The following is a 16,149-nucleotide window of genomic DNA, read 5'->3' as shown; positions in this document are numbered from 1 at the left end:
TAGCTAGACCGGTTTAGTTAGTCAGATTCTGATTTCCGCACCATCCCCCACCCACCCCCAGGACCGGGAGACCCTCATGCGAAGAATCTGGGCGGCACTGACGACAACGGCCTTCACCGCGGCGGCCCTCACCGGCTGCGGACTCGGCTCCGGCGGCGGCAAGAGCAGCGACAGCGTGGCGAGTGCGGCCGCCACCGGTGAGGTCAAGGGCAAGGTCTCGCTCCAGACCTGGGCGCTCAAGCCCAAGTTCACCGACTACATGCAGGGCGTGATCGACGGCTTCAAGAAGAAGTACCCCGGCGTCGAGGTCGACTGGCTGGACCAGCCCGGCGAGGGCTACTCCGACAAGGTGCTCAGCCAGGCCGCCTCCGGCACCCTGCCCGACGTGGTCAACCTCCCGCCGGACTTCGCGTTCCCGCTCGCGAAGAAGGACGTCCTGCTGGACGTCGCCAAAGCCGACCCCAAGCTCGCCGACGAGTACGTCGCCGGTGGCGTGGAGGCCTACCGCTACCACGGCTACCAGGGCACCTTCGGCTACCCCTGGTACCTCAACACCGATGTGAACTACTGGAGTTCGGAACTCCTCACGAAGAACGGCCTGGACCCGAAGAAGCCCCCGACCACCCTGGACGAACTGATCGCCCAGGCCCGGGTGATGAAGGAGAAGTCCGGCGGCCAGACCTACCTGATGAGCCGCAAGCCGGGCCTCGGCGACCTCTACAACATCGGCGTGAAGATCATGGCCGACGACGGCAAGTCCTTCACCTTCAACACCCCCGAGGCCGCCGCCCTGCTGGACAAGTACCGCGACGCCTTCAAGGAAGGCCTGATGCCGAACGGCGTGCTGACCGACACCTACGCCGGCAACTCCAAGCTGTTCAGCTCCGGCACAGCGGCCTGGACCACCGGCGGCGGCAACTTCATCACCAGCCTCGCCACCGACAACCCGACGCTCGCCCCGAAGGTCGTCCCCTCCCCCGCGATGGCCACCCCGCCGCTGTACGTCCAGGGCCTGTCCATCCCCAAGAACACCAAGAACCCGGCCGCCGCGGTCGCCCTCGCCCGCTGGGTCACCAGCCCCGAGAACCAGGCCGCCTTCGCCCACCTGACCAGCGTCTTCCCGTCCACCAAGGCCTCCGCGAACGACCCGTTCTTCAGCAAGAGCGACGGCACCAACGCGGGCGACGCCAAAGTGATCGCCTTCACCTCGCTCGCCAAGGCCGAGCTGATCCAGCCGGTCGAGGTGGACGACGCGATGGGCTCGATCATCAAGCAGCAGTTCGCGCTGGCCATCAGCGGCGAGACCAGCTCCAAGCAGGCGCTGGACACCGCCGTCGAGCAGTGCGACAAGCTGCTCAAGGGCTGACCACCCGCTCCGAGGACCGTACCGGTGAAGCGGCGGGTCTCCCCCACACTCGCCGCCCCGGGAATGACCCGCACCCCCAGGCCCCAGGAAGGCACCGCATGACCCACCGGCGCTGGTTCACTCCCTGGCTGCTCGCCGGGCCCGCGATACTCTGGCTGGCCGTCTTCAACCTCTGGCCGGCCGTCAACACGGTGATCCTGTCCTTCACCAACGCCAAGCCCCTGGGCGGCGGGCAGTTCACCGGCCTGGAGAACTACGGCCGCCTGCTCGACGACGACCAGCTCGCCGACGCCCTGCTCAACAGCATCGTCTTCATGCTGGCCTGCCTCCCCCTGCTGACCGTCCTGCCGTTGCTGCTCGCCCTGCTCGTCCAGCGCCGCATCCCCGGCATCACCTTCTTCCGCACCGCCTTCTACACCCCGGTGATCGCCTCCGCCGTCGTGGTGGCGCTGATCTGGGGCTGGGTGCTGGACGACCGCGGCCTGGTCAACGGCCTGCTCCAGCAGACCGGGCTGGCCCACTCCCCGGTCTCCTTCCTCACCGACCGCTGGCTGCTGCTGTTCAGCGCGATCGCCCTGACCGTCTGGAAGGGCCTCGGCTACTACATGGTCATCTACCTGTCCGCCCTCGCCAACGTCCCGCGCGAGCTGCACGAGGTGGCGGCCGTGGACGGCGCCGGCCCGCTGCGCCGGTTCTGGCACGTCACCCTGCCCGGGGTGCGCCCGACCATGGTGCTGATCTCGGCCCTCATCTCGGTCAGTTCGCTGCGCGTGTTCTCCGAGCTGTACGTGCTCTCCAACGGCCAGGGCGGGCCCGGCGGCCGGGACATGTCGGTGGTGATGCTGATCCAGATGTACAGCCGCGGCTTCAACGGCCACCTGGGCTACGCCTCCGCGCTCAGCCTGCTGCTGTTCGTCATCACCCTCGGCCCGATGCTGTTCCTGATGCGGCTGAACCGGAAGGAGGCCTGACCCCGTGACCACCGTCCGCGAACCCGAGACCGCCTTCCGCGCAGCGAAGGGCGCCGGACGCCCGAAGGCCGCACGGGGCTTCAACACCCCCTCCCCCGCCCGGACCGCCGCCCGCTACCTGCTCCTGGTCCTCGTCCTGCTGCTGGTCATCGGTCCGTTCCTGTGGCAGCTCTCCACCTCCCTCAAGAGCCCCGCCGAGGACGTCTTCACCCGCACCCCGAGCTTCGTCCCCGACCAGCCCACCCTCGGCAACTACGGCCAGGTCGCCGACACCGTCCCGGTGTGGACCTACGCCCTCAACTCGCTGATCGTGGCCGCCGTCTGCGTCACCGGCAACGTGGTCGGCTGCACCCTCGCCGGCTACGCGCTGGCCCGGCTGCGCTTTCGCGGTGCCAAGCTGGTCCTCGGCCTCTTCCTGGCCACCCTGGTCCTGCCCGGCGAGGTCACCATCGTCTCCCAGTACGTGCTGGTGCGCAGCCTCGGCCTGGCCGACAGCCTGGCCGGCGTCGCCCTGCCCGGCGCGATCGCGATGCTCAACGTGCTGCTGATGCGCACCGCGTTCGCCGCCGTACCGGTCGAGCTCGACCAGGCCGCGCTGGTCGACGGCGCCAACGTCTGGCAGCGGCTGTGGCACATCGGCCTGCCCAATGTGCGCGGCATGCTCAGCGTGATCGTCATCTTCACCTTCATCGGCGCCTGGGACGACTTCCTCTGGCCGCTGATCGTGCTCAACGACCCGCAGAAGTACACCCTCACCGTCGGGCTCCAGTACCTCGACGGCACCTTCTCCGCCAACCCCCGGCTGATCGCGGCCGGCACCATGATCGCCTTCCTGCCGATCGTCGTGGTGTTCGGCGTCTGCCAGCGCTTCTTCTTCAAGGGCGTCGAGGAGGGAGCCGTCAAGGGATGAGCCCGTCAAGGGATGAGCCCGCCTCCCATCACTCCCCACCGAGTTGAGGAAGCCCAACGTGACCACCCCTCCGCGCTTCGGCGTCAACTACACCCCCAGCGCCGGCTGGTTCCACCACTGGCTCGACTTCGACCTCGACGCCGTGCGCGCCGACTTCGACTCCGTCGCCGCCCTCGGCCTGGACCACGTCCGGGTCTTCCCGCTCTGGCCGCTGTTCCAGCCCAACCGCACCCTGATCCGCCCGCGCGCCGTCGAGCAGCTGACCGCCCTGGTGGACGCGGCCGGCGAGCGCGGCCTGGATGTCGCGGTGGACGGTCTGCAGGGCCACCTGTCGAGCTTCGACTTCCTGCCCTCCTGGACCCGGACCTGGCACCGGCGGAACATCTTCACCGACCCCGAGGTCCTCGACGGCCAGGCCGCCTACCTGCGCACCCTGGCCGAGGCGCTGCGCGAGCGGCCCAACTTCCTCGGGATGACGCTCGGCAACGAGATCAACCAGTTCTCCGGCGCCCCGCACCCCGACCCGGACCGGGTCACCCCCGCCGAGGCCGAGGCCTGGCTGCGCCGGATGCTCGCCGCCTGCGAGCAGGGCGCGCCCGGCCGGCTGCACCTGCACGCCTCCTACGACGCGGCCTGGTACCTGGACGGGCACCCGTTCACCCCCTGGCACTCGGCCCGGCTGGGCGCCGCCACCGCCGTGCACTCCTGGGTGTTCAACGGCACCGCCCAGCGCTACGGCGCCCGCTCCACAGCCACCACCGAGCACGCCGCCTACCTGGTGGAGCTGTCCAAGGCCTGGGCGGACGACCCGGCCCGCCCGGTCTGGCTGCAGGAGGTCGGCGCGCCCGCCCCGCACATCGGCGCCGAGGACGCGGCCCGGTTCACCGGGGCGACCGTCGAGGCCGTGCTGGACTGCCCGGACCTGTGGGGCGTCACCTGGTGGTGCTCGCACGACGTGGACCGCTCGCTCGCCGACTTCCCCGAACTGGAGTACAGCCTCGGCCTGTTGACCACCGACCGGCGGGTCAAGCCGGCCGGCGCCCGGCTCGCCGAGGCCGCCGCCGAGGCCCGCCGCTCCTGGCAGCCGCCCAAGCCGCGCGGCACCGCCGTGGTGGTGGCCGCCGGAGACGAGGTCACCTCCCCCCGGCGCTCGGTCTGCGGCCCCGGCGGCCCGGTGTACGAGGCGTTCATGCGCCTCGCCGAGGCGGGCGCCCGCCCGACCACCGTGCTCGCCGAGCGCGCCGGCGACCGGGCGCACCTGGCCGCGCGCGGCATCACCGAGGTGGTCCACCCCGACGACGTACGTTCCCTGTAGCCGTCCTCACCGTCCCCCAGCACGCAACGGAGCCTGCCGACATGCACGATGACCGCACCCTGGTCGAGTCCCGCCTCAAGCGCGTCCTGGAGGAGCGCATCCTCCCGGCGGTCTACCCCGAGTCCGTCCCGCTGGAGGTCGGCATCTGGACCGCCCCCGGCGAGCCCGTCCCGGTCGCCGAGGGCCTGGCCGCGCCGCGCACCCCGATCGCGGTCGGTGACGCCTGGGGCGCGCCCTGGGGCACCAGTTGGCTGACCGTGACCGGCACCGTCCCCGAGGCTTGGGCCGGGCGCACGGTCGAGGCGCTGATCGACCTCGGCTTCGACGCCAACATGCCCGGCTTCCAGTGCGAGGGCCTGGTCTACCGCCCGGACGGCAGCCCGGTGAAGGGCCTCAACCCGCGCAACCAGTGGGTGCGGATCGCCGCCCCGGCGGCCGGCGGCGAGCAGGTGCTGCTGCACGTCGAGGCGGCCGCCAACCCGGTGATCCTGGACTACCACCCCTTCCTGCCCACCGAGTTGGGCGACAGGGAGACGGCCGGCGACCAGCCGCAGTACAAGCTGGCCCGGATGGACCTGGCGGTCTTCGACGACACGGTCTGGCAGCTGTCGCTGGACCTGGAGGTGCTCGGCGAGCTGATGGCCGAGCTGCCGGTGGACAACGCCCGCCGCTGGGAGGTCCTGCGCGCGGTCGAGCGCTGCCTCGACGCGGTCGACCTGCAGGACGTCAACGGGACCGCTGCCGCCGCCCGTTCGGAGCTGGCGGCCGTGCTCGCCGCGCCCGCCGTGCCGTCCGCGCACCGGATCAGCGCGATCGGCCACGCCCACATCGACTCCGCCTGGCTCTGGCCGCTGCGCGAGACCGTCCGCAAGGTCGCCCGCACCACCGCCAACATGACCGCCCTGCTGGAGGACGAGCCGGACTTCCTCTACACCATGTCCCAGGCGCAGCAGTACGCCTGGATCAAGGAGCACCGCCCCGAGGTGTACGCGCGGGTCCGCAAGGCGGTGGCCGAGGGGCGGTTCGTCCCGGCCGGCGGCATGTGGGTGGAGTCCGACACCAACATGCCGAGCTCCGAGGCGATGGCCCGCCAGTTCGTGCACGGAAAGCGGTTCTTCCTGGAGGAGTTCGGGGTCGAGAACCACGAGGCGTGGCTGCCGGACACCTTCGGCTTCACCGGCGGCCTGCCGCAGATCATCCGCAACGCGGGCTCCAAGTGGCTGCTGACCCAGAAGATCTCGTGGAGCCAGGTCAACAGGTTCCCGCACCACACCTTCCTCTGGGAGGGCATCGACGGGACCCGGATCTTCACCCACTTCCCGCCCGTGGACACCTACAACTGCTCCATGAAGGGCAGCGAAATCGCCCACGCGGCACGGAACTTCAAGGACAAGGGGGTGGCCCGGCACTCGCTCGCCCCGACCGGCTGGGGCGACGGCGGCGGCGGGACGACCCGCGAGATGGTCGCCAAGGCGGCCCGGATGAAGAGCCTTGAGGGATCGGCCACCGTCCGCTGGGAGAAGCCCGCCGAGTTCTTCGCCAAGGCGGAGGCCGAGTACCCGAACCCGCCGGTCTGGGTCGGCGAACTCTACCTGGAGCTGCACCGGGCCACCCTGACCAGCCAGGCGAGGACCAAGCAGGGCAACCGGCGCAGCGAGAACCTGCTGCGCGAGGCCGAACTCTGGTGCGCCACCGCGGCGTTGCGCACCGGCGCCGAGTACCCGTACGAGCAGCTGGACCGGATCTGGAAGACCGTCCTGCTGCACCAGTTCCACGACATCCTGCCCGGCTCCTCGATCGCCTGGGTGCACCGCGAGGCCGAGGCGACGTACGCGGCGCTGGCGGGGGAGCTGGAGGCGCTGATCGAAGCCGCCCAGCAGGCCCTGGCCGGGGCCGCCTCGGGCGGGCGCGAGCTGGTGTTCAACGCGGCGCCGCACGCGCGCTCGGCCGTTCCGGCGGGCGGGGCGGCGGTCGCCGTCCAGGACGGTACGGTCTGCTCGGTGGCCCCGGTGGACGGGGGCGGCTTCACGCTGCGCAACGGCCTGCTGGAGGTCGTGGTCGACGCCGACGGCCTGATCGGTTCGGTGGTCGAGACGGCGAGCGGCCGGGAGAGCGTCGCCCCCGGCGGCCGCGCCAACCTGCTCCAGCTGCACCCCGACTTCCCCAACATGTGGGACGCCTGGGACGTCGACCAGTTCTACCGCAACACCGTCACCGACCTGACCGGCGTGGACTCGCTCACCGCCTCGGCCACCAGCAGCCAGGCCTCGGTCCGCATCGCACGCTCCTTCGGCTCCTCCACCGTCGTCCAGACCCTCACCCTGCGGGCCGGCGAGCAGCGGCTCGACATCGACACCGAGGTCGACTGGCACGAGACCGAGAAGTTCCTCAAGGCCGCGTTCCCGCTGGACATCCACACCGAGCGCTACGCCGCCGAGACCCAGTTCGGCCACCTCTACCGGCCCACCCACACCAACACCAGCTGGGACGCCGCCAAGTTCGAGGCCTGCAACCACCGCTTCGTCCACCTGGACGAGCCCGGCTGGGGCGTCGCCCTGGTGACCGCCTCCACCTACGGCCACGACGTCACCCGCACCGTGCGCGACGGCGACGGCGGCACCACCACCACGGTCCGCTTCTCGCTGCTGCGCGCCCCGCGCTTCCCCGACCCGAGGACCGACCAGGGCCTGCACCGCTTCCGGCACGCCCTGGTCCCGGGAGCGGCGATCGCCGACGCCGTCCGCGAGGGCTACCGGATCGGCCTGCCCGAGCGGCGGGTCACCGGCAGCGCCGAGCAGGTCGCGCCGCTGGTCGAGCTGGACAACGACGCCCTGGTGGTCAGCGCGGTCAAGCTCGCCGACGACCGCAGCGGGGATCTGATCGTCCGGGTCTACGAGGCGGGCGGCGGCCGCTCCCGGGGCCGGCTCACCACCTCCTTCCCGCTGGCCGGCGCCGTCCCCTGCGACCTGCTGGAGCGCCCCTGGGACGGCACCCGCGGCGAGGTCGCGGTGGAGGACGGCGGGGTGCGGCTGGCACTGCGGCCGTTCGAACTCGTCACGCTGCGGCTCAGCGCCGCGGGCTGAACCGGTCGTGCCGCGGCTCGGCACGACCGGCTGGACGCCTGACCGGCTGACCGCCTGAGCCGCGTACGCTGTGCGGCGCCCCGACCCCCGCGGCCGGGGCGCCGCCCCTCCCACCCCCTGGAGCCCACCGTGCCGCTCACCCCCCTCTTCGCCGCCGTGGACATCGGCGGCACCAAGATCGCCGGCGCGCTGGTCGACGGCGACGGACGGCTGCGCCACCGGCTCCAGCTGCCCACCCCGGCGCGGGAGCCGGGCCCGACCGTGCTCGCCGTCGTGCACAAGGTGCTGGACCAGCTGGCCGGCACGGCCGACTGGGCCGCCGTGACGGCCGTCGGGATCGGCAGCGCCGGCCCGGTCGACCTCGCCGGCGGCACCGTCAGCCCGGTCAACATCCCCGGCTGGCGCGCCTTCCCCCTGGTCGCCGAGGTCGCCGCGCACCCGGCGGTGGCCGCCCGGACGCTGCCCGTCCGCCTGGCCGGGGACGGCGTCGCAATGGCCGCCGCCGAGCACTGGCAGGGCGCGGCCCGGGGCGCCGCCAACGCGCTCTGCCTGGTGGTCTCGACGGGCGTCGGCGCGGGGCTGGTGCTCGACGGCGCCGTTCGGCCCGGCCCCAGCGGCAACGCCGGGCACCTCGGCCACATCAGCGTCGACCTGGACGGCGAGCCCTGCCCGTGCGGCTCGCGCGGCTGCCTGGAGGGCCTCGCCAGCGGCACCGCGATCGCCCGCCGGGCCCTCGCCGACGGCTGGCGGGGCCTTCCGGGCACCGACGACCGGACGGCCCGGGCCGTCGCCGCCTCGGCCGTGGCCGGCGACCCGATCGCGCTCGCCTCCTTCGACCGCGCCGCCCAGGCACTGGCCGCCGGGATCGCCGCCACGGCCGCCCTGGTCGACCTCGACCGGGTGGTGGTCGGCGGCGGCGTCGCCACCGCGGGGGAGGTGCTGTTCACCCCGCTCGCCCGCCACCTGGACCGCTACGCCGCCCTCTCGTACATCCGCGGCCTGGACGTGCGGCGCGCCGAACTCGGCACCGACGCCGGGCTGATCGGCGCGGCCGCGCTCTGCCGCTGACCGCCCGCCGCCCGCCGGCACCACGCCCCGTTCGGAGACCCGCACCATGCCGCCCTACGCCCTGCTCGACAACCCGGTCCGCCGCTATGCCTGGGGCTCCACCACGGCCATCCCCGCGCTCACCGGCACCGGGCCCGACGGCACCCCGCAGGCCGAACTGTGGATGGGCGCGCACCCTTCGGCGCCGTCCCGGCTGGCCGGCCGGCCACTCGACGAGCTGATCGCCGCCGATCCGGACGGACTGCTGGGGCCGGACACCGTACGGCGGTTCGGTCCGGCACTGCCCTTCCTGTTCAAGGTGCTGGCCGCCGACCGGGCGCTCTCCCTCCAGGTCCACCCGACCCGCGCCCAGGCCGAGGCCGGATACGCGGACGAGGAGGCCCGGGGCATCCCGCTGGACTCACCCCGGCGGGTGTACAAGGACCGCGCGCACAAGCCCGAACTGCTCGGCGCGCTGGGAGACTTCGAGGCCCTCTGCGGCTTCCGACCGGCCGCCGACACCGCCCGGCTGCTGGACACCCTCGGCGTGCTCGCCCCCTGGGCCGCCGCCCTGCGCACCCGGCCCGCCGCCGAGGTGCTGCCCGCGCTGCTGCGCGAGGCCCTGGCCGCCGGCCCCGCCGAACCCTCATTCGGCGCCGCCGAACTCGCCACCGTCACCGAGGCCTTGGCCCGTACGGCGGCCTCCGGCGGGCCGTACCGCGAGGCCTGCGCCGGCTACGCCCGGGTCGCCGAGCAGTACCCCGGCGACTCCGGGCTACTCGCCGCGCTGCTGCTCAACCACGTCCGGCTCACCGCCGGGCAGGCGCTGTACCTGGACGCCGGGGTGCCGCACGCCTACCTCCGGGGCACCGGCGTGGAGTTGATGGCCAACTCGGACAACGTGCTGCGCTGCGGGCTCACCGCCAAGCACGTCGACGTCGACGGCCTACTGGCGGTCACAGACTTCCGCGCCGGCCCGCCCGAGGTGCTCACCGCCGACGCCCGGACCTCCGAATTCCCCTCCCCGGCCGAGGAGTTCCGCCTCTCCCGGCTACGCCCGGGCGATACCCCCGTCCGCGTCGAACTGCCCACCCCGCAGATCCTGCTCTGCGTCGCGGGCCGCGCCCGGCTGCGCGCCCCCGGCCATCCGGACCTCGACCTGCCGGCGGGCGCTTCCGCCTACCTGCGGCCGGGCGCCGGGCCGGTCGAGCTGACCGGCCCGGGCTCGGAGCTGTTCCGGGCCACCACGGGCCGTTAGGGCGGCGCTCGGACCGGCGAAGGAGGCCCTCAGGCCCGCAGGGGGTGGCCGAAGAGCAGGTCGTAGCCCACCGGGAGCTGCTCGATCACCCGGTCGACCTGTTCCCCCGGAACCAGGTCCGCCACGGTGCTGAGCACCGCCCCGATGTCCCACTGCGCGGTGGCCGGCGTCGCCCCGTCGATCCAGCCGACCACGGCGTCCACGAAACGCTCGGCGGTCAGCGGCTCGGCGGCCGGCTGCGCGTCGCGCAGCAGCGGGGCGTACGTCACGGGCAGGGCGTCGGCCAGTGCGAGGCGTTCGGCGCCCACCAGGTGCTCGCCGAGCAGACCGAGCACGACCCGGGCCGCATGGTCGGCCTCCGCTTCGCCCCGGTACTCGCCGCGCTCCACGATGCGGGCGAGGAAGTCCTCCCAGGAGATGGTCATCGCGTCCTCCATCCGGTCGGCGGGATCCGGCCGGACCGGCGGCGGCGATGGTCCCGACGGGCCTGCCTCATCGCAGCCCGTGACCGCCGGGGGACGTGCCGGTTCCCGTGTTGATCAGCGTACTGCGGTCCGGCCGGGCCGATACCCGCGGATTCGGGCGGGAGCTCCGTTCCCGAACGGAACCTTGACGCGGACGCCGGCCCCGGACGGTTGGACGGACGGACGGACGCCGACGTCGTGCCGGACGGACGGATCGACGCCGTTGTCGATCACGCCGCCGGCCTGCGCCGTCACCGGCACGGGAACCCCCGGGAACCCACGAGAACTCCGGGGAACGCGCGGATTCGAGCGGCGGCGGTCAGCCCGCCGAGGCCCGGCACCGTCTGCGCGCGCCGCGCGGGGAGCCGACCCCGCCGCCACCGGACCGGGCCGCCAGTCGCGGGCCCGGCACCGTCGCCTGGCCGGGCACGGCCAGGGCGTCGCCGCGCGCCGTGTCCGTCATATACGCCGACAGAAAACGGCGCTCGTTCTCGCTGAGTTTGCGCGAACGGCCGGTTTCCCGGTCCCGCGCGACCACCACGGTCCGCGCCCGCATAAAGGTGAGCGGCTCGCGGCAGACATTCACCTCGACCTGGGCGGAACTCCGCCCGAGCCGTTCCACGGTCAGCCGCACCGACAATGGGTCGGGCCCGTGGTGGAGCTGTTCCAGGTAATCGATCTCGTGTCGCGCGATAATGAATCCGGACGGGAAAAGCGATTCCCGGACGGCCGTCGCGTGGTGGCAGAACAGGTCGTAAATCCCCTCCTGGATGTAGCCGACCAGCCGGGCGTTGTTGATGTGCCCGTTCTCGTCGACGTCGCTCCACCGGGTGGGGCAGGACAGCACGTGCGCGCGGGCGTACACCGCGCTCACTGCTGCGTCAGCCCGGCCGCGGCCCCGGCGGGGAGCAGCGCGCGCCGCAACCTGGCGAAGTAGCCGGAGTGTTCGGCCGCCATCCGGGCCGCGGTCCACCCCTCCTCGGCGGCCTCGGCGGCCGCCTGGACGACCAGGCTGTCGAGCACCGCGTCGACCGACCGGCAGAGTTCGGCGACGGCCGCGAGCCGCTCGGTGACATCGGCCGCGCCGGCCGCGTTCCCGGCCGGGAATTCGGCCAGCGAGTCGACCGCGAGCTGCAGATCGTCGATAACGTCCGACCGGCTTTCCTTGGGGGAATTCCGCATGCTTTTCTCCATGACAAATTCGAGCCGTTACGGCCCGGTAGCTAACGTTCGAATACACCGGATCGGTGTCGACCCCCCGACGCCTTCGACGCTATCCCAGTCGGCGCGGCTCCGCAGATGGTTTTCGGACCGCGACGGGAAACTGACTTCTATTGGAGTAGTTTGCGGGAGTACACAATATGCCCCATCAGCCGATCGCGGTAAGCAGAACGGGTGGTATCGCCGACCCGCCGGGCAAGATCAACTACAGTCCGCCGCTGATCTGCTACTGCGACCCCCACCAGCGCGCCTTGTACAGCTGCGTACCACCCAGCGTCCACGTCCCCTTCGGACGGTCCAGCCGGATCACCGAGGTGCACCAGCCACACGGGCCGCTGTGGTCGGGCGCCACCGTGAGCAGCCGGCCGGTGCGGGGGTCGTCACCGATGCTCTTGACCTCCCGCTCCGCGGCGGGGTCGGCCAGATGGACGGGGGTGAACCGATCGGCGGCGGGGTCGTACTGCCAGAGGCCGTACAGCGTGCTCACCCAGAACCGGCCGGGCACGCCCAGCACGGGCGCCAGGTCGTGGCCGCCCCGATCGGGCAGCGGGGCGCTCCGGACAGCGGTCAGGGTGGGCTCAGCCGGGTCGTCGCCGACCCGCAGCGCGGTCAGCTCGCCGTCGCCGAGCGCCCAGAGCAGGCCGGTCCGCCTGTCCCAGAGGACCCCGTGCGCGCCGGGGAGGCGGAAGGTCGCGTGGGTGGTGGCCCGGCGCCCCTGCGAGGCCGCGTACAGCCGCACCCACCCGCCGCCGCTCGCGACGACCGCGACGTTGCCGTCCGGAAGCAGTTCGATGCTGTGCGGATTGGCGGCCCCGCCCAGGTCCGCCGCCCAGCGGCTGCCGCCGGTGGCGGTGTCCACCACCGCGGCGAGCCCGCCGGAGGCGGTGGTCAGCAGGTAGCGGCGGCCGTCCAGGATCCGGCTCTTCGCCTCGTCCGGGTTGGTCCAGCTGTCCGCGGGATCGAGGTCACCGAGGTCCTCCGCCCGGTCGGCGCCCCAGGACCACACCACGGGAGGCCGGTCGGGCCCCTGGTAGTCCGCCTGCTCCTCGGCTCCCCGCAGGACGAGAACGCGGCGGGACGCCTGGTCCACGGCGACCACCTCCCCCTGCGACGACCCTGCGAACGCGCGGCTCGCGGGCGCGCAGAGCAGCAGGGCAAGGCCCAGGACCGGCAGGGTTCTCCTCAGCACGCCCCAACGGTGGGCGGTGCACGGCGGACCGCCCGACAGCCCGGCCGCACGCGTCATCCGAACGGGCCGTCAGATTCGCCCGGAGACCAGGTCCGCCACCCGGGCGATCGGCGAGGTGGTGGTCCGCCCGGCCGCCTCCTGCCGGTCGGCAGCGTGGTACGCGGCGTACATCGCGTGCACCCCGAGCCAGCGCAGCGGCTCCGGCTCCCAGCGGCGCACGGTGTGGCCCACCCAGGGCAGCCCGGTCAACTCGGTGTCCCGGCCCAGCACGAGGTCGCGCAGGGTACGGCCCGCCAGGTTGGTCGCGGTCACCCCGCTCCCGACGTACCCGCCCGCCCAGCCGAGCCCGCTCACCCGGTCCAGCTCCACGGTGGCGCACCAGTCCCGCGGCACCCCGAGCACGCCCGCCCAGGCGTGGTCGATCCCGGCCCGCGCGGCGGCCGGGAAGAACCGGCCCAGGATCCGGCGGAGCTGGCGCACGGTCTCCCCTCGGTCTGCCAGGATCCCGACGCCGGACCAGCCACCCTGTCAGCTGTCGAGCAGGTCCAGCACCCGCGTCCAGCTGTACGCCCCGGGCACGTACTCCGCGATCCGCACCCCCATCCGCCGCAGCTTCGCCAGGCTCTCCTCATACGCCGGATGCGCCGCCTGAGCCGTACTGAGACAAGGCTGAACCGCCACCGGAATCCCCCACCCGTACGACTCACACAGAATCCCGAGCGCAAGCGTGTCCGAGATCCCGGCGACCCACTTGTTGATCGTGTTGAACGTCGCCGGCGCCACCACGATCGCATCCGGATCCGGCAACGGCCGCGGATCCCCCGGCTTCCGCCAGGCGGAGCGAATCGGATACCCCGTCCGAGCTTCGATCGCGCCGACATCCATGAACCCCAAGGCAAGAGGCGTCGCCACCACCCCCACGTCCCACCCCCGATCCTGCGCAGCCGAGATCAGCTCCCCCACCCCACCCGCAACCCCCGCCGCACACACGACGACGTAGAGGATCGGCTTCCTCGCCTCGGACATCTCTCGAACTCCCCTCTCACCACCGGCAGATCACCGTCCCCCACCACGCGACCACCACCATCACGCCGGACACGGAGACCCCACACGCTAACCACACCCGCGCCCGCCTCAGCCCACGGCCGTCGCGGCCAGCTCCGCGGCCTCGTCCGCGCACCCCCAGCTGAGCGTCACCCCCGCGCCGCCGTGGCCGTAGTTGTGCACGACCGGCGTCCCCGCCGGGCCGGCCGCCTCGGCCTCCAGCCGGACTCCGCCCCGCCGGTCGGGCCGCAGCCCCACCGGGTGGCCGATGACCTCGGCCTCGCGCAGTTCGGGCACGTGCACCGCGCACCGGGCGAGGATCGCCGCGGCCGTCTCCGGGTCGGACCCGAGGCCCCAGTCCTCTTCCTCGAAGGTACCGCCGAGCACGACGTCCCCGCTGCGCGGATGGACGTAGGTGTACCCGGCCGGGTCGTCCTGGATCCGCAGGGAGGCCCGCAGGCCCGGGTTGCGCACCAGGACGAGCTGTCCGCGCACCGGCCGCATCGCCGGGTCCCCGCACAGCTGTCGTGCGCCGAGTCCGCTGGCGTTGACCACGACGGGCGCCCAGGCGCCGGCCTGGTGCAGGGTGTCGAGCCGTCGGTGGACGAGGTCGCCCCCGTTGTCCAGGAAGCGGCCGAGCAGCCAGGGCAGATAGAGCGGCATCTCCACGGTCGGGGCCGTGAAGCGCCAGCCGTCCGCGTACGCCGGCGCGAGCTCGGCCGGTTCCAGACGGCGCAGGTCCGGGACGGCGGCGCCCCACCAGGGCACCTCCTCCGGCTGCCGCCCGAGCGCCAGCATCCAGGTGTCGCGCATGACGACGCCGGGCACGCCGTCCTCGGCCTGGCGGGCGAGTACGGCGAAAGTGGCCGCGGACCAGCCCGCCACCCGGTCGCCAGCCGCCACGCCGACCGGGTACCAGACGGCCGCCGCCACGGCCGAGGCCGTTGACAGCAGTCCGTCCGCCGTCACCACCACGACCCGCAGGCCCTTCTCCTGCAGCCGCAGCGCTGTGGTGAGCCCGATGACCCCACTGCCGATCACGACGACGTCCACGTCGATCCCCTCCTCCCGACCGGCCGCCGGCTCGGAGCGCGGCGGCTGGATCCAGGAAAGCGGGCCGGACCGGAGGGCGTCCAAGACGAGTTCCGTCCGCCGGCGATAAGCCGGCCTTATCGCGGACGGGCGGCCTCAGCACCGCCCGGCGTCCATATCGCCGACCGGCAGGCCGTACCGCCGCCCGACGGCCCTATCATCGACCGGTGGACCTCCACCGCATGCGCTACTTCTCGGTGCTGGCCGAGGAGTTGAACTTCACCCGGGCCGCCCGCCGGCTGCGGGTGGCACAGCCGGCCCTGAGCCAGCAGATCAAGGCGCTGGAGCGGCAGCTGGGTGTGCAGCTGGTCGAGCGCACCAGCAGGGGCTGCACGCTCACCCCGATCGGCGGCGCGGTCGCCGAGGAGGCCCGGCGGATACTGGGCGAGGTGGCCGAGGCCGACCGGCGGATCAAGGCGGTGGCCGAGGGGCGGCAGGGAAGCCTCCGGGTGGCGTACACCCGATCGGCCCGTGGCGGGGTCTCCGACACCCTGATGACCGAGTTCCGCGAGCGGTACCCCCGGGTGGACGTCGCCCTGCAGACCGGCTGGACGGCCCACAACGTCGGCGAGCTGCTCGCGGGGCGGCTGGACGCGGCCTTCGTCCGTCCGCCGCTGGACGTCCCCGAACTGGCCTGCCGGGTCGTCGCCGAGGAGGAGCTGCTGTTGGCGGTTCCCACCAGCCACCCGCTCGCCGCCGGCCGCGCCAGGGTCAGCCGGCACCGCATCGGCGACGAACCGGTCGTGCTGTGGCCGCGCGAGAACGGCCCGGGGATGCACGCGCTGATCACCGGCCAGCTGTGGCCCGACGGGCCGCCCCGGATCGTTCGCGAGGAGCCGGACGACGAGCAGCTGCTGCTGGCGGTGGCGGCCGGATACGGGATCGCGCCCATCCCCGAGGGGCGGGCCCGGGTCTTCCGGATACCGGGCGTCTGCCTGCGCCGGCTGACCCGACCGGTTCCCACCGTCACCCTGGGTCTGGCCCACAACCCGCGGACGGCCTCCCCCGCGGTCCAACTGCTGCTCGCCATGGCCCCGCAGCTCCCCGTGGCGGAGGCCGCCGCCAGGCCGTGAGGTCTGTCATGAACACAAGTCAAGGAGCTTCACCCATAGGCCGAAGGGGCGAAGACACGTGACCGCGCCGCCGCCGAAGGTGTTGACAGTCCGTCACTCCAGCCCATCCGAAGGCC

The 16,149-nt window shown here is 73.0% G+C and carries 14 protein-coding genes and 1 pseudogene; 8 read left to right on the top strand and 7 right to left on the bottom strand.

The window, feature by feature from the left end:
* Positions 1 to 76: 76 nt before the first annotated feature.
* From ACIRYZ_RS08390 to manA, 7 genes are all read left to right on the top strand, one after another.
* Complete coding sequence (locus tag ACIRYZ_RS08390) at positions 77 to 1,366, top strand: ABC transporter substrate-binding protein (protein WP_402941268.1); 1,290 nt, start codon at positions 77 to 79, stop codon at positions 1,364 to 1,366.
* Positions 1,367 to 1,464: 98 nt separating this feature from the next.
* Positions 1,465 to 2,337: a carbohydrate ABC transporter permease gene (locus ACIRYZ_RS08385; RefSeq protein WP_402941265.1), complete on the top strand. Its 873-nt coding sequence runs from the start codon at positions 1,465 to 1,467 to the stop codon at positions 2,335 to 2,337.
* Between the two features lie 4 nt (positions 2,338 to 2,341).
* Positions 2,342 to 3,247 carry a carbohydrate ABC transporter permease gene (locus tag ACIRYZ_RS08380; RefSeq protein WP_402941263.1) on the top strand — a complete coding sequence of 302 codons (906 nt, stop codon included), beginning with the start codon at positions 2,342 to 2,344 and terminating at the stop codon, positions 3,245 to 3,247.
* A gap of 58 nt (positions 3,248 to 3,305) precedes the next feature.
* Positions 3,306 to 4,562 (top strand): glycosyl hydrolase, encoded by a 1,257-nt coding sequence (locus ACIRYZ_RS08375; RefSeq protein WP_402941260.1) that lies wholly within the window; start codon positions 3,306 to 3,308, stop codon positions 4,560 to 4,562.
* A 41-nt stretch (positions 4,563 to 4,603) separates the two neighbouring features.
* A complete protein-coding gene (locus ACIRYZ_RS08370; protein ID WP_402941258.1) occupies positions 4,604 to 7,645 on the top strand; it encodes an alpha-mannosidase in 3,042 nt (1,013 codons plus the stop codon).
* A 129-nt stretch (positions 7,646 to 7,774) separates the two neighbouring features.
* Complete coding sequence (locus tag ACIRYZ_RS08365) at positions 7,775 to 8,713, top strand: ROK family protein (RefSeq protein WP_402941255.1); 939 nt, start codon at positions 7,775 to 7,777, stop codon at positions 8,711 to 8,713.
* Positions 8,714 to 8,759: 46 nt separating this feature from the next.
* Positions 8,760 to 9,950, top strand: coding sequence for a mannose-6-phosphate isomerase, class I (gene manA / locus ACIRYZ_RS08360; RefSeq protein WP_402941252.1), 1,191 nt, complete (start codon positions 8,760 to 8,762; stop codon positions 9,948 to 9,950).
* 29 nt (positions 9,951 to 9,979) lie between these two features.
* Here manA and ACIRYZ_RS08355 read toward each other — a convergent pair whose 3' ends face one another.
* The 7 genes and pseudogenes from ACIRYZ_RS08355 to ACIRYZ_RS08325 all read right to left on the bottom strand — a co-directional run bounded on the left by ACIRYZ_RS08355 (position 9,980) and on the right by ACIRYZ_RS08325 (position 15,005).
* On the bottom strand, positions 9,980 to 10,375 hold the full coding sequence (locus ACIRYZ_RS08355) for a DUF2267 domain-containing protein (protein WP_387629183.1): 396 nt from the start codon (positions 10,373 to 10,375) through the stop codon (positions 9,980 to 9,982).
* Positions 10,376 to 10,733: 358 nt separating this feature from the next.
* Positions 10,734 to 11,288: an acyl-CoA thioesterase gene (locus ACIRYZ_RS08350; protein ID WP_402941250.1), complete on the bottom strand. Its 555-nt coding sequence runs from the start codon at positions 11,286 to 11,288 to the stop codon at positions 10,734 to 10,736.
* Entirely contained in the window at positions 11,285 to 11,596 is a 312-nt protein-coding gene (locus ACIRYZ_RS08345; RefSeq protein ID WP_402941247.1) for a hypothetical protein, read from the bottom strand. The genes ACIRYZ_RS08350 and ACIRYZ_RS08345 overlap by 4 nt, the downstream gene beginning before the upstream one ends.
* A 265-nt stretch (positions 11,597 to 11,861) precedes the next feature.
* The gene (locus tag ACIRYZ_RS08340) at positions 11,862 to 12,824 is read right to left on the bottom strand and encodes a DUF6528 family protein (protein WP_402941244.1); all 963 of its coding nucleotides are present in this window, start codon (positions 12,822 to 12,824) and stop codon (positions 11,862 to 11,864) included.
* A 69-nt stretch (positions 12,825 to 12,893) separates the two neighbouring features.
* A pseudogene (locus ACIRYZ_RS08335) lies at positions 12,894 to 13,307 on the bottom strand (FAD-dependent oxidoreductase); the annotation flags it as partial.
* A 45-nt stretch (positions 13,308 to 13,352) separates the two neighbouring features.
* On the bottom strand, positions 13,353 to 13,850 hold the full coding sequence (locus tag ACIRYZ_RS08330; RefSeq protein WP_402941241.1) for a flavoprotein: 498 nt from the start codon (positions 13,848 to 13,850) through the stop codon (positions 13,353 to 13,355).
* Between the two features lie 108 nt (positions 13,851 to 13,958).
* Positions 13,959 to 15,005, bottom strand: coding sequence for an FAD-dependent oxidoreductase (locus ACIRYZ_RS08325; protein ID WP_402941239.1), 1,047 nt, complete (start codon positions 15,003 to 15,005; stop codon positions 13,959 to 13,961).
* A 122-nt stretch (positions 15,006 to 15,127) separates the two neighbouring features.
* Here ACIRYZ_RS08325 and ACIRYZ_RS08320 point away from each other — a divergent pair, with 122 nt between their 5' ends.
* A complete protein-coding gene (locus tag ACIRYZ_RS08320) occupies positions 15,128 to 16,033 on the top strand; it encodes a LysR family transcriptional regulator (RefSeq protein WP_402941236.1) in 906 nt (301 codons plus the stop codon).
* The last annotated feature ends 116 nt before the right edge of the window (positions 16,034 to 16,149 follow it).

It is taken from the genome of Kitasatospora sp. NPDC101155, from assembly GCF_044768305.1.
GTDB lineage: Bacteria > Actinomycetota > Actinomycetes > Streptomycetales > Streptomycetaceae > Kitasatospora.
This window is presented reverse-complemented; position numbering and strand designations above follow the sequence as displayed.